This is a genomic window from Bacillus sp. V59.32b (assembly GCF_003429085.1).
Lineage (GTDB): Bacteria > Bacillota > Bacilli > Bacillales > DSM-1321 > Peribacillus.
The window spans coordinates 1-13,111 of sequence record NZ_QVTC01000034.1 but is presented as its reverse complement, the minus strand read 5'-3'; the positions used below and the strand labels follow the sequence as shown (position 1 = coordinate 13,111).

Sequence of the window (13,111 nt, the reverse complement as noted above, 5' to 3'; positions counted from 1 at the left end):
TACCATAGCCAATGTATACGGTGATAAATTTGAAAAGTGTCAACCGGAGTTAATAAGAGTAAGAGTAGATTATTATCAAGAAAAAGGGGGACGTAACCCCTTCTTTTTTGTACCAAGATTCCATTAAAAAAAGAAAACAGTCACTCCATATAAAACGGCTGTAATAGCCGCTGCAATCAAAGCCGGCTTCAACTTAAACCTGGCATACTCCATAACGGATAAGTTCAAGATCCGCGCGATTGTGTTTGTATCATCGCTTAGTGGTGACGCAAAGGCCCCGAATGTCCCGCTCGCAAAAACCGCTCCGATCACAAGTGGGAGCGAAATATCCGCTGCAACGGACATCGATACTCCGAGCGGCATCAGGATCCCCCATGTTCCCCACGCTGATCCAATAAAATACGAGACAACCGCACCAAAAAGAAACAGGAGAGGCACAACAATGGAAGTGGGTATCCAACCTGCATTCTCAGAGACAAAGCCAGAAAAACCGAGCTCCTCCGTTACTGTGGAAAGCCCCCAAACAACGGCCAGCAATACAATAACAGACATTAATTCATTGCCGCCGAAAATAAAGCTATTCAGCAAATCAGCCGTTTTCATTTTCTGAAGCTTAAAGAACAAGAAAGTAAATAACGACGTAAAAAGCAGTGCAATGAGCATTGCATCCATCACATCTGCTTTTATAAATGCCGAGAGAAATCCCTTTTCTTTTTTGTATCCGTCCCACCATGTCAGAAGGAGTGTTAAGCTGACGACTAAAAACAACGGAATAAGCAGATTCCAGGGCTTGTTCGGTAAATCCTTGCCTACTGCAGGATCACAGCTATGCCAGTCATCTTCATCATTACTCTGTTCACCAATTTTCTCAGGTTCGCTGTCTTCCGTGGACTTCGAATGATGAAAGAAGCTTAAGTAGATGCCCAGCAAAATCATCACAATCGAGAAAAAATTAAACGGAATGCTCTGGAGAAACAAATTGTACGGATCACCGTCTATTTGTTCATTTTTAATGGCAATATCAACGATCGAAGTCATGTAGCCAACGAACGCCGTTGCAATCGGAATTAGCACGATAATGGGCGTTGCAGTGGTTTCTATGACAAATCCCAATTCCTGCGTAGACATTTTCACTTTCTTTAGAAGAGCGCGCATGATCGGGGCAATCGTTACAAAACGAAAGCTTGGTGCGGAAAATGTTCCGATCGTGGAAAGGTATGTAAGAATCAGAGCTTCTCTTTTATTTTGGATTCTTGAAGAAGCTTCTTCAACGAAACCGCGGATTCCGCCGGCAATTTTGATCATCCCGACCAATCCGGAAAAAGCGTATAGAAATAAGAGGATTTTTATATTGTTTTCGTCAATTAATCCTTTGACTAGAAATTGCACCATTTTTTCTAGGCCACCAACGAGAGTGGGCTGCAGCAAGTAGGAGCCAACCAACAGTCCTGCAAATAAGCCAGGCAACACCTGCTTGGTCCTGATAGCAATAGGAATAACGATTAAAAAAGGGATAATGGAAAACCATTCATTCTGCAAACTATTCACCCTAACCAATATGTACTACGATTAGGGTGCGAAAGATTGGAAAACTTATACGGTTAATTAAAAAAGAGATGGATGAAAGAGTCTCTAAGAACTTTAGCGAAGACGCGCTCTATGCATCAAGGCAAGACGTCTTAGTGTGGAGCTTGTAAAATCAGTTGTACTACGGCTTCTTAATTGATTTCTAATCGGATTGCTATTTGGTAAACCAGTGATTCCATCAGGGTCCATGTTATTGCGCGCCATACAATCGCCTCCCATGTCATTATTATTAGTTATTCCCTCTGTTAGGTCATTCATGCAAATATCGTTCAGGCATATTGACTTTTAATGGCTGAATGGAATGAAAGGTACAACAGATACTATAAAGGATCTTGATAATCAAAGGGGGGATAAGTATCATGCCGGAAAGAGATAATATCAATCCTGAAAGACATTCAAACAGCAATGTCGGAATAAGCTGGAATGATTCATTCCATTCGTTGACACAGCTGCACAATACCGATGACAGACCAAATGAGACTGCAGGGGATTCGAACCCTAATCTGACCAACGGCCCTGTGGGACCGATGATAAATCCTCCAGCGGGAAGCAGCGGTTCATAACAGCGTAGCGAGTTGAATATTTAGTTTCTAAACGAATCGTCGGTTAAGGAGGAAGTCCATGGCAGAGCGGAACAACACAAAATCCATCCGTACTCCGAATCAAGTAGATGGCCCAAGACTGGCCGATGATCTGGATACGAGTGGCGGTCAGATAAACAATCATATCGATACCGATAATGCATTTAGCATAGCTGGCTTAGAAAATGCTCGTGCAAGTCGTGAAGCTTTGAACAAATCAAATGAGAGTAAATAGATGGAAAGGCAGCCTGAGTTTCAGGCTGCCTTTTAAGTTCCCCTTTTAAGGGCTTTTACATGCTTTTTATATTATTCAGCCGCTTCTTACCCCATAAAGGATGCATGCTACCCCGATAAAAATCCAAATAAATTTACCAAAGGAGATGCTGTCAGCCATTCCAAACAGACCTACTGCCGTGGACACTATTAAAATAATTGGTCCAATCAACGCAAGAGAACTATTGATGATAAGCGCTTTTTCAATTTCATTAAAACGAATCATTAAGCAAGCAGCAAAAATTTCAATGCTGCCTGATAAAATTCGCAATAGAGCCATTCCAATGACAGCTTTTTCAAGTAAAACAAACATATTGGTCCTCCCAGTGGCAGATTCATTACATTATATGCAAGATAGATGCTTGAAAGGACAAACTTATGGGTTATTTATAAATATTTGGTTTCCTTATAGGTAGGGAACTTTTGCTCCTTTTTTCGCCAATGAACATCAGTAAATGGTTAGCCTGAGTATTGTGGCTCGCTTGAGGAAGATAACCTAGAGGGTTAGGCTCGTTAAATAATCTTATAATGAAAAGAGGAGGTTCTTTGTGAACATCAATTTAGATTAAACTTACACCTTTTGCTATACTGTTTCAGTGATATTATTTTTTTTAAGGCGCACACAAAATTCTTAATATAGCCCCACCATTATGTAATCACCAATTTCCATACATAAACCATTCTTACGTAACATAAACGAACTATCCTTAGGAAGGAGCTAGCACATTGAATATAAAATTAACTCAAAAAATCATTAAAGAACAGTGCGGTACAGTCTCCTTCAAAAGAGGAGAAGCTTTTTATCGCGCTAACAAAGTAACATTTGAAAATTATTATCCCAATCATTGTGAAGCAACAGTTGCAGGCACGGAAAATTTTCATGTAACCATTGAAAAGGAGGCAGGCGGAGGCTTTCGCTCGATATGCAGTTGCCCTGCTCTTACTTCCTTTCAAAGCGATTGCCAGCATATTGCAGCCGTTTTACTGGCGATCAATGAACATCAGCGACAAGGAACAACTCCTCTTGCTGCCAATGAATTTCAAATTGAATCTTCAGTAAATCAGGTGCTTACAGAAGGTTTGCTGAATCTTTTCAATGAGCAGCCGATACGATCAAGCGGCCAACAGCTTCATTTTGAAAACAGGCAAGTGCTTGAGGCAGAATTCACCTGTAAACCTCTCACCATAGGTAAGGGACGACATATCTTCGGAATTGAAGTTAAGATTGGTCCGACTAATGTACAAAATATCCGGGATTTTTTTGAGCAAGTAAAGGATGGCAATCGAAGTAGGCTTTCCAATTCATTCATATACGACCCCAGCCTTCATTGCTTTCAAAAAGAATCAGATCCTGTTATTCAGCAGCTAATCCAAGTGACCTATGATGAAAAAATGTATGTCGACGCATTGCCGGACAAATCCGACTATCCGATCAGCAATCATATATTGCTCATTCCACCATCTTCTTGGGAACAGCTTGTACCAGTTCTTTCAAGAGCACCATCTGTAAAGCTTGCATATGACGGGAAAATATTTGACGGACTTCACTTATATGACGGGCCACTTCCTTTACAGTTTGATTTTTCAGAAACTGAGGCAAAAAAGTTTGTACTGAAGGTCAAAGGGTTGAGTGATCTGATTGTAATGGATTCATGTAGAACTGTATTAATTGACGGTAAACTGGCCCAGCTGAAAAGCGAGGACTGCAAACGCCTCGCAGACTTAAAACAGATGCTGGATGTTTCAGGGACAAATCAAATTCCGATTCCTCATGGACAAGTAGGTTTTTTCCTAGAAAAAGTGGTTCCAGGTTTAAAAAAGTTAGGCGATCTCCAACTATCCGGAGCAATCACCGGCCAGTTTTCAAAGACGCCTTTGATTGCCAAGCTATACTTGGATCGTGTGAAAAATCGGCTGCTTGCCGGGCTGGAGTTCCACTATGAAAATATAGTGATCAATCCTTTGGAAAACCGGGAACTCCCGTCAGGTTCCATGCTGTTCCGGGATGTCGAGAAGGAGGACTTGATCCTGCAGCTGATGGAGGAAAGCCTGTTTGCCAGAACGGACGGCGGATATGTTTTGCATAATGAAGAGTTGGAATATGAGTTTTTATACCATGTCGTTCCAAAACTCGAGAAGCTTGTGCAAGTCTATGCGACTACGGCCGTGAGAAACAGGATTTTCAGAGAGAATGCCCGCCCTATGATCAGGGTGAAGGTCAATAAGGAACGAACCAATTGGCTGGATTTCAAATTTGAAATGGATGGCATTCCGCAAAAGGATATTCGTGAGATCCTATTGGCTCTTGAGGAGAAACGGAAGTATCATCGTTTGCGAAACGGATCGTTATTTTCACTCGAAACGAGGGAATGGGAAGAAATCAATCGGTTCCTGAAGACAGTTCCGATCCAGGATCAGGATTTGGAAAGCGGATTCAACGTTCCAATCGTACGGGGACTTCAGCTTTTGGATTCTGTTGATGATAATAATGCATTCAAGTTAGAGGAATCGTTCCGTCAGTTCCTGGAAAACATCCGCAATCCTAAAAGACTGGAGTTCGAGGTGCCGAAAAGATTAGAACCGATATTGCGAGATTATCAAAAGCGCGGTTACCATTGGATGAAAACACTCGCAAACTATGGCTTCGGAGGGATTCTTGCAGATGATATGGGACTGGGCAAAACGCTGCAAAGCATTGCGTTCATTCTATCAGAGCTTCCTAATATCCGCAGAAAGAAGCTCCCGGTCCTTATTGTCTGCCCATCATCTTTGACATATAACTGGCTTAGTGAAATGATCAAATTCGCTCCGGATATACGAACCGCTGTGAATGATGGCACAAAAGAAGAGCGGGTTAACATCCAGAAGAATCTTTCCGATTTGGATGTTATCATTACTTCTTATCCGCTGTTACGCAAGGATATAAAGTGGTTTGAGAAACAAACCTTTCACTCAGTATTTTTTGATGAAGCGCAAGCCTTCAAAAATCCTTCGACTCTAACTGCACGTGCGGTGAAGAAGATTCAGGCAAATCACCGCTTCGCCCTCACCGGTACACCGGTAGAGAATTCACTGTTGGAGCTGTGGTCGATTTTTCACGTTGTTTTTCCTGAGCTGTTCCTCGGGTTAGAGGAATATAGTAACCTCTCAAGGAAAAGGATAGCTAGAAGAATCCGTCCATTTTTGCTTCGCAGGTTAAAAGAGGATGTACTCTCAGAGCTACCAGAAAAAACAGAGTCAATGGAAGCAGTGGAGTTGCTGCCTGATCAGAAGAAGCTGTACGCCGCCTATTTGGCGAAGCTGCGGCACGATACATTCAAGCATTTGGACCAGGATACATTACGAAAAAATCGCATCAAAATCCTTGCCGGCTTGACACGTTTGCGGCAGATTTGTTGTCACCCGGCCTTGTTTGTGGATGGATATAAAGGAAGCTCAGCGAAATTTGAACAGCTAATGCAGATTATAGAGGAAGCAAAGCTTTCAGGAAGAAGAGTGTTGATTTTCTCACAGTTCACGAAAATGCTTCAGCTCATAGGCAAAGATCTGGCGGTTAAAGGGCTGCCCTTTTTCTACCTGGATGGACAAACTCCATCAGAGGAACGTTTGGAAATCTGCAATCGATTTAATGCAGGTGAACGCGATTTATTCCTGATTTCTTTAAAAGCAGGCGGTACAGGCCTCAATTTGACGGGTGCCGATACCGTCATCCTATATGACACCTGGTGGAATCCTGCAGTCGAGGAACAAGCGGCCGACCGTGCCCATCGGATTGGCCAGACAAATGCTGTACAGGTCATCAAGCTTGTTACCCGTGGCACCATTGAAGAAAAAATAAATGAATTACAAGAGAAAAAGCGGCATCTGATTGAAGAAATCATCGATTCTAAGGAGAAAGCTTCTTCTAGCTTAACCGAAGAGGATATTCGGGAAATATTGATGATATAGCGGCTTTAGGGACATTTTAAACTTCCCAATAAAGTCGATGTTTATTGGAATCCTTCACAACAGCGTGTTGTATAAATTAATCGTGACACTTATCCGGGAAAAAATGGAATAAATCTTGATATTTATCTGTATAATAGGTTAATATGAAAGCATCAATTAGCGGAAGGGTGACCAAAAGGCGATGATTTATTAATCCTATTTCTTAGAAAACCATTCGTATAAGTACGATATTTTTCTGGATAGGATTAATGTGGCCTTTTGGGTAAACGAAAAGAAGTGTGATGGCACCTCAGGTATGCCCTGTCTTTTTGTGATTACCAAGCCTCCTGTCCAGAAAGTAGGATAAGGAGGCTTTTTTATGACTGAAAATAGCGGTACACAATCAAACGTATCAATGAGAGCGCTGTTCCGAAACCGTGTTATTCGGACCATCCTGCTCTCTGTGTTTTTCCTCCAGATTGGCATATGGGTGAGGAACTATTCGATACTATTGTATGTGATTGAACAGACCAACGCCGATCCATTAGCTGTTTCCTTAATTTCTGTTGCGGAATTTGCACCCATTTTCTTGTTTTCTTTTATCGGAGGAACCTTTGCGGATCGTTGGCGACCAAAGCGGACGATGATTTGGTGCGATCTCTTAAGTGCCGTGTCGATTTTTGTTGTGCTGATGGCTCTCATGTTTGGAAGCTGGAAGGTCATTTTCTTTGCGACACTGGTTTCTTCGATTCTTTCTCAGTTCTCGCAGCCGTCCGGCATGAAGCTGTTTAAACTGCATGTTGCTGAAGAACTGATTCAGCTCGGGATGTCCATGTATCAAACGATGTTCGCACTTTTCATGATAGCTGGACCGATCATTGGAACCTTTGTGTTTCAGCATTTTGGAATCAATGCAGCGATCGGAACGATGGGCATCGCATTCTTATGTTCTGCGGCGGTGTTATTGTTGCTCCCGCCAGACCGGAAGATTGCTGCAGATAAAGTTAATACTACACTCGTTAAGGAAATGAAGGATGGCTTTCGTTATGTGTGGAATAGCAGGCCATTGTCTCTGCTAGGAGGTTGTTTTACAGCAGCCGGCCTTGCCATCGGTCTCACACAGCCGCTTGGCGTATTTATTATAACGGAAAGGCTCGGATTACCGAAAGAGAACCTTCAATGGCTGATGGCTGCGTTTGGAATCGGCATGATTCTCGGTGGAGGGCTTACGATGGCGTTGGCGAAAAAAGCACTGCCGCAGGTGCTGCTCGCACTCGGGTTTGGAGCCAGTGTGGTAGGCTTTCTGGGAATGGGACTATCAAACGTGTTCTGGGTGACACTTGCGGCTCAATTTTTCTCTGGACTTTTCATGCCGTGCATTCATATCGGAATCAATACGATGATTTTGCAAAATACCGAGGAAGCATTTATAGGCAGGGTAAACGGCATTTTAAATCCTCTCTTTATGGGGTCGATGGTCATCACGATGACCATCACCGGCTTGCTGAAGAAAACATTTTCGCTTGTGGCGATCTATGAGGCTGCTGCTTTTCTCATGTTGATCGGGATATTGACATTGGTGCCTTTAATGAGAAAAGGCAAGTTAAAGCAGGTTGTAAGAGAAGAAATGTAGAATCAGAACACGCCTGGAATATTACCGGGCGTGTTCTGATGTCCTTATTAATGTTTTTAAACCACAGGCTATGCCTGTGTGCAAACGAAACTTGTAGAGTTGTAACAGAAAAAAAACTCCATTCGTTATAATAGAAGATGGCCGTCAAACCAACTTCAAATAACGAAAGGAGATTGTACTCATGAGTGACAATAGTTTGTCACACACCAGATGGAATTGTAAGTATCACATCGTCTTCATTCCAAAGTACAGAAGAAAGATCGTTTATGGAAAGTTAAGATGAGATATTGAAGTCATTTTGAGAAGGCTTTGTGAAATGAAAGATGTAGAAATTATAGAAGCACATGCCACGCCGGATCATATTCATATGTTAGTCAAAATACCACCCAAGATGTCAGTCTCGTATTTTATGGGATAGTTAAAGGGGAAAAGTTCTTTAATGATCCACGATAGAGATGCAAACTTGAAATACAATCATGGCAATCGTACATTTTGGGCAAAAAGCTATTACGTAAGTACGGTTGGGCTAAACGAAAAAACAGTAGCCAAATACATTCGAGAACAAGAAGAAGAAGATCGCTTGCGAGACAACATGAGTAAACGTGAATACGTAGACCCATTTAAAGATAAGTAAGAGAGTAAACGGTTGACGGTCAATTCAGAGGCCCCTTTAGGGGTTTGTTGGTAAAGTGCCCTTCTAGGGCGAAATTAAAACCGCCCGTTTTACGGGCGGTTACTTACTTAACTAACGCGACAGGTTGTATGGAGTATATCAACTGAAACAAAGTTGGGATCTCTTTTTTTGTCTAATTGTATGCTGATCGAGCAATCGAAAAAAAGCCAGGAATTAAATCTCCTGGCTTTCATAATGGGTACTAATTTTACACCTACTGAGTAGCTGGTTGAACGTTATTTAAATCCGCTTTAACCGTGAAATCATTACCTGAAACTACCAATTGAATGTTAGACAGAGTACCGGTTAACTTACTGAATTGATCTTGCCCTTGCAGCAGTTGGTTAACATCAGCTTGATTGTTTACGAGAATAGACTTGCCAAAGTGTTTTTGGCCATATTGTTTAAAGGAGAATTGTCCCGATTCAAGATCATAGGAGCCTTTCGTATTCAACTCACCTGAAAAGGAAACAGTAGTTGATTTATCACCTTTTTCTATAGTTTCGACTGTTAATGGGCCCAGTTTATCACCTTGTTCCAGCCGATTGACAAAGCTGTACTTGTTGTTCCAATGGTTATAACGTGGTTTGTCACTCTCGTCATGTTTCCAAGATTTGTGTTGAGAGTGGTGTTTACCCTCTTCATTAGGAGAGTCCCAATGTGCACCTGCCAAGGTAGGTACAGAGGATCCAATCAAAGTAGCCATGGCGATTCCTGCAGTAAACTTCTTAAGCTTCGTTGCTTTCATTTTCAGCACTCCTTGTTGTAAGATTTGTGTCAAAATACGACACATAATGCAAGTACCCGTTAGGTTTGAGAAAAAACAGAAAATCAGGAATTGTTAAGAAAATAATCTGTTTGTTAATTTTGTAAATTACGAAATTTAAGAACTCATGATATTTAGATTACAAAGGACTAATTTATTAAAATAATAGTCACGAATTAAAGAGTTGTTTTTATAATCGATCATAGTACGTAAAGCGACAAGTAATGCATATCATTAGGAGATGTTTTGTATGGAATTTAGAGGAGCGAGCGCTTACGACCAAACAGTTTTTTTATCTAAAGAGAAGGAGCAGACAAGATAGTCCCAACAATGCTATTGAAGCGCCGATTATTTATGAATTAATCGGTGATTTTCACGATAAAAATATTTTAGACTTAGGTTGCGGCGATGTATCATTTGGGAAAGAAATACTAAATCAAGGTGCCAGGCACCACACCGGGGTTGAAGGTTCTAAACAAATGGCAGTCAATGCAGAAACTAATCTATTCGGAAAGAATGGGACGATACATAACGATACAATGGAGTCGTATACCTTACCCAACGAACAAATTTGAAATTGTAACCTCCCGTTTTGCTATACATTATGTCTCAGATATCGATCAACTGTTTCTCAACGTGTATAAATCATTAAAAGAAAATGGCAACTTTATCTTCAGTGTCCAGCATCCACTTACGACGTCTTCTTTTGCGAGTAAGCAAACAGGGGATAGGCGAGGGAACTGGATAGTAGATGATTATTATCTTGAAGGGGAACGAAAGGAACCCTGGTTTAATAAAGTAGTAGTGAAGTACCATCGAACTATTGAACAATACTTCACAGCACTGACAAAGGCAGGTTTTTCAATCTTAGCTTTGAGGGAAGGCACGCCAAAGCGGGAGCATTTTAGCAGAGAGGAAGATTTTTTAAGACGGCAGAGAATTTTCGTATTCCGGAAACGCAAAATTTAAAAGGAAATGTGGAGATGCATTCGGAGTTGGTTCCGGCATCCTACCATCGGGTAACGGCGAGTGGATCCGCTCAAAGGCTGATGTACGGAGAAAGCGCTCCATCAATACTGGAAATACTCGTCGCTTGTATAGGAAACGCAAAACAGAGTATATGCCAATTATGCCTTTCCTGCCGCAATAAGTATTTGAACATGGCAACAGGACGTTAATGCTTCCTGTTTATTAATATCGTCACTATATAAAATAAGTATAAGCAATTATAAAACGACCAATTTTTAAGAAAACTGGTCGCTTTTTTTTAACAATGGATAGTTCTTTCCTATGGCATAAAATCTTCCTTGTTTAAAAAAAGGATAAGAATTAAAAGAATTTTTATTATACTTAGTTATTTGAATTTTGTTGAGTGTTTTGCGTATTTTGCTGTTGTTGCATCTGACCTTTGCCACCCATTCCTGTTGCTAATGGTAAAAATTGTTGAAGAGTTTGTCCCATACCTTGCCCTCTGGTCATACTATAAAACGCAGCCGCACCGATACCGGCAGATGCTAGTAATGGAAACCATATTTGCTGTTGTTGTTGTTGCAATATTACTCACCACCTTATATTAACGTTTAATGCCCTTTTAATTTTTGATATAGGAACTAATAATATGTAAGTGAACCATTTCCATAATAATTATGAACACAGGTACAAAACAGTCTGAAGGTAATGTTTCTGGACCTAAGGACATCTTTTGGTAAACAGCATTTTGCCGTATGGTTTTAGCTTACTTCAAACGAATTAACACTAGTTGTGAAATAATTCTCTGTTATTGTGTTTTTAAAAAATCTTCCAACGTGCAAACAGATATCGAAGTCAACCAGCACATTAAATTTTCAAAATTACACCAAGAGTGAGTTAAGGCCGGACAACTAATTTTTCTCCGAAAGTTCATAATGACAAGAATTAGGTATAATATCCAATAATTCATTCGGTAACTGATATCGCTTTTAGGTGGAAACAAAGGTAAGGCTTTACAAGTATAAGTAAGATGTAATGCAATGGAGAGAAAAAATATAGTCCAGAAAAGTTTTAAAGATGGAATCTTAGGACAGTAATAAATGAAGTTAAGACAACTCTTGCAGGATTGAAAAAGTGCGCAGGCCAGCTTACTTTCGTCATGGGTGGTTTAATTTGTGTGATTTGGCAAATAATGTTTAGTGTGTTTAAACTTATACCGGCACTTACACTGAGTACCCTTGTAGTGGTTGGTGTGGTCTAGATGGGTTCGGTTTATATAACCCATTGATGATTTTGCAGGAGCAGGAGATACAGTGCCTATTACTAACTTGGGTTAATCGGAGTCATTACAGGGATGTCCGAGGAAACAAGGGCTGGAATTTAAGCTGCTATTATTTTCGGGGGATAGGAACCTTGTTTATTAACCCAAAAGGATAAGGAAGTAGAAATATGACAGTTTTTTCGAAAGTAAAACAGTGCCTTGCGAATCTTAAAGGGATAGAAGCAAGCCTTTCCAGCTTAAGCACGGCGGCCTCAAGACGATGATTCGAAACGTACATTACATGAAACAATGATGGTAGTGGGCGAAATAGTGACAGACTTGAAAACACCGGTAGGATAATTGAAACGGGAAGAATTCCAGTACATAGGCTTTTAAATAACAGGAGGTGGTAGCAATGCCTGAATGGTTACATATCGTAATGCGGTCAGTTATATTTTTAGTTGCCCTTTTTTTAATAACAAAGTGGTTAGGAAAAAAACAAATATCTCAGCTTTCCTTTTTTGAATATGTCACAGGAATTACCATTGGCAGCATAGCTTCTGAAGTGGTAATGGGGCTTGAAAAAAGTATTGTCAATGGGATATTGGGGATTGTAACCTTTGCGGCAGCCCCTTTCATTGTTGGTTTCATATCATTAAAAAGCAAACCCTTTCGCGACTTTGTAGAAGGGAAAGGATCTGTCTTCATTAAAGACGGAAAAATCATGGAAGATAATTTAAAGAAGGAAAGATACACAACGGATGAACTGTTAGAATTACTTAGAAGGAAGGATGTTTATCAATTTTCTGATGTGGAATTTGCGGTTTTAGAGCCAAATGGAGATTTGTCCGTCATGTTAAAGAAAGAGAACCAACCTTTAACGGCAAAGGATTTGGACCTGAGGATTGCTTCAGTCAAAGAGCCGCAGACCGTTATAATGGATGGAAAAATTATGGATGAACCGCTTTCTACGATCGGCCGAAGCAGAAAATGGCTGTTAACCGAGGTAGGGAAAATGGGTGTCACCCTTGAAAACGTTTTTCTCGGCCAAGTGAATTCCTATGGTGAATTAACGATCGATGTTTATGATGATAAAATCCAGATACCGTCCCCTCAGGAAAGGCCTTTGATCCTTGCGACTATGAAACAATGCCAAGCGGATTTAGAGTCGTTTGCGCTTGCGACTGATAATGAGAAAGCAAAGGAAATGTATGAAAAAAATAGTGAAAAACTACAAAAAGCCATTGATAAAGTCACCTTCATCTTAAAAAGCTAATCGTACTTACGGTTAAAAAGTTTCAAAATCCTTTTAATAAAAGGCTCTGTTAAACGATAATGTTGTTTTTGGGAAGGGAATCTGCGAGACTCCTGAGGAAAAACGAGCTGGCAAGACCCCGCAGTGAGGTACGAGTGAGGAGGCTTGCCAGTTCGTCCGCGGAAA

12 protein-coding genes and 2 pseudogenes are annotated in these 13,111 nt (G+C 40.8%); 9 read left to right on the top strand and 5 right to left on the bottom strand.

Annotated elements, in window-relative coordinates; all coding sequences use genetic code 11:
- Positions 1 to 123 precede the first annotated feature (123 nt).
- Positions 124 to 1,539, bottom strand: a complete 1,416-nt coding sequence (locus D0463_RS09040; RefSeq protein WP_117307078.1) for a Na+/H+ antiporter NhaC family protein — start codon at positions 1,537 to 1,539, stop codon at positions 124 to 126.
- A 102-nt stretch (positions 1,540 to 1,641) separates the two neighbouring features.
- Positions 1,642 to 1,791 (bottom strand): hypothetical protein, encoded by a 150-nt coding sequence (locus D0463_RS19345; RefSeq protein WP_160118388.1) that lies wholly within the window; start codon positions 1,789 to 1,791, stop codon positions 1,642 to 1,644.
- A gap of 155 nt (positions 1,792 to 1,946) precedes the next feature.
- On the opposite strand from D0463_RS19345, the gene D0463_RS09035 reads away from it, so the two are divergent.
- A complete protein-coding gene (locus D0463_RS09035; RefSeq protein ID WP_117307077.1) occupies positions 1,947 to 2,150 on the top strand; it encodes a hypothetical protein in 204 nt (67 codons plus the stop codon).
- Positions 2,151 to 2,208: 58 nt separating this feature from the next.
- The gene (locus D0463_RS09030; RefSeq protein WP_117307076.1) at positions 2,209 to 2,403 is read left to right on the top strand and encodes a hypothetical protein; all 195 of its coding nucleotides are present in this window, start codon (positions 2,209 to 2,211) and stop codon (positions 2,401 to 2,403) included.
- 75 nt (positions 2,404 to 2,478) lie between these two features.
- Here D0463_RS09030 and D0463_RS09025 read toward each other — a convergent pair whose 3' ends face one another.
- Positions 2,479 to 2,754, bottom strand: coding sequence for a YqhV family protein (locus D0463_RS09025; RefSeq protein ID WP_117307075.1), 276 nt, complete (start codon positions 2,752 to 2,754; stop codon positions 2,479 to 2,481).
- A gap of 413 nt (positions 2,755 to 3,167) precedes the next feature.
- On the opposite strand from D0463_RS09025, the gene D0463_RS09020 reads away from it, so the two are divergent.
- The 3 genes and pseudogenes from D0463_RS09020 (at position 3,168) to tnpA (ending at position 8,635) form a co-directional block, all read left to right on the top strand.
- The gene (locus tag D0463_RS09020) at positions 3,168 to 6,389 is read left to right on the top strand and encodes a DEAD/DEAH box helicase (RefSeq protein WP_117307074.1); all 3,222 of its coding nucleotides are present in this window, start codon (positions 3,168 to 3,170) and stop codon (positions 6,387 to 6,389) included.
- Between the two features lie 358 nt (positions 6,390 to 6,747).
- Positions 6,748 to 8,001: an MFS transporter gene (locus tag D0463_RS09015; RefSeq protein ID WP_117307073.1), complete on the top strand. Its 1,254-nt coding sequence runs from the start codon at positions 6,748 to 6,750 to the stop codon at positions 7,999 to 8,001.
- Positions 8,002 to 8,182: 181 nt separating this feature from the next.
- Positions 8,183 to 8,635: pseudogene (tnpA, locus tag D0463_RS09010) on the top strand (IS200/IS605 family transposase).
- A gap of 253 nt (positions 8,636 to 8,888) precedes the next feature.
- Here tnpA and D0463_RS09005 read toward each other — a convergent pair.
- Complete coding sequence (locus tag D0463_RS09005; protein ID WP_117307072.1) at positions 8,889 to 9,422, bottom strand: hypothetical protein; 534 nt, start codon at positions 9,420 to 9,422, stop codon at positions 8,889 to 8,891.
- A gap of 242 nt (positions 9,423 to 9,664) precedes the next feature.
- Between D0463_RS09005 and D0463_RS20240 the strand changes: the two genes are divergently transcribed.
- Positions 9,665 to 10,015, top strand: coding sequence for a class I SAM-dependent methyltransferase (locus D0463_RS20240; RefSeq protein WP_367946579.1), 351 nt, complete (start codon positions 9,665 to 9,667; stop codon positions 10,013 to 10,015).
- Positions 9,930 to 10,409 (top strand): methyltransferase domain-containing protein, encoded by a 480-nt coding sequence (locus tag D0463_RS09000; protein ID WP_367946578.1) that lies wholly within the window; start codon positions 9,930 to 9,932, stop codon positions 10,407 to 10,409. The genes D0463_RS20240 and D0463_RS09000 overlap by 86 nt, the downstream gene beginning before the upstream one ends.
- A gap of 381 nt (positions 10,410 to 10,790) precedes the next feature.
- Here D0463_RS09000 and D0463_RS08990 read toward each other — a convergent pair whose 3' ends face one another.
- Positions 10,791 to 10,994: a hypothetical protein gene (locus tag D0463_RS08990; protein WP_254052752.1), complete on the bottom strand. Its 204-nt coding sequence runs from the start codon at positions 10,992 to 10,994 to the stop codon at positions 10,791 to 10,793.
- A gap of 574 nt (positions 10,995 to 11,568) precedes the next feature.
- Between D0463_RS08990 and D0463_RS08985 the strand changes: the two are divergent.
- A pseudogene (locus tag D0463_RS08985) lies at positions 11,569 to 11,793 on the top strand (SpoVA/SpoVAEb family sporulation membrane protein).
- A gap of 292 nt (positions 11,794 to 12,085) precedes the next feature.
- The gene (locus tag D0463_RS08975) at positions 12,086 to 12,946 is read left to right on the top strand and encodes a DUF421 domain-containing protein (RefSeq protein ID WP_117307070.1); all 861 of its coding nucleotides are present in this window, start codon (positions 12,086 to 12,088) and stop codon (positions 12,944 to 12,946) included.
- Positions 12,947 to 13,111: the final 165 nt, after the last annotated feature.

Bases quoted from the DNA above. Each gene is read 5' to 3' on its own strand.
- D0463_RS20240 (WP_367946579.1), top strand. From the start codon at position 9,665: ATGCATATCATTAGGAGATGTTTTGTATGGAATTTAGAGGAGCGAGCG.
- D0463_RS09015 (WP_117307073.1), top strand. From the start codon at position 6,748: ATGACTGAAAATAGCGGTACACAATCAAACGTATCAATGAGAGCGCTG.
- D0463_RS09035 (WP_117307077.1), top strand. From the start codon at position 1,947: ATGCCGGAAAGAGATAATATCAATCCTGAAAGACATTCAAACAGCAAT.
- D0463_RS19345 (WP_160118388.1), bottom strand. From the start codon at position 1,791: ATGGCGCGCAATAACATGGACCCTGATGGAATCACTGGTTTACCAAAT.
- D0463_RS08975 (WP_117307070.1), top strand. From the start codon at position 12,086: ATGCCTGAATGGTTACATATCGTAATGCGGTCAGTTATATTTTTAGTT.
- D0463_RS09005 (WP_117307072.1), bottom strand. From the start codon at position 9,422: ATGAAAGCAACGAAGCTTAAGAAGTTTACTGCAGGAATCGCCATGGCT.
- D0463_RS09000 (WP_367946578.1), top strand. From the start codon at position 9,930: ATGCAGAAACTAATCTATTCGGAAAGAATGGGACGATACATAACGATA.
- D0463_RS09030 (WP_117307076.1), top strand. From the start codon at position 2,209: ATGGCAGAGCGGAACAACACAAAATCCATCCGTACTCCGAATCAAGTA.
- D0463_RS09025 (WP_117307075.1), bottom strand. From the start codon at position 2,754: ATGTTTGTTTTACTTGAAAAAGCTGTCATTGGAATGGCTCTATTGCGA.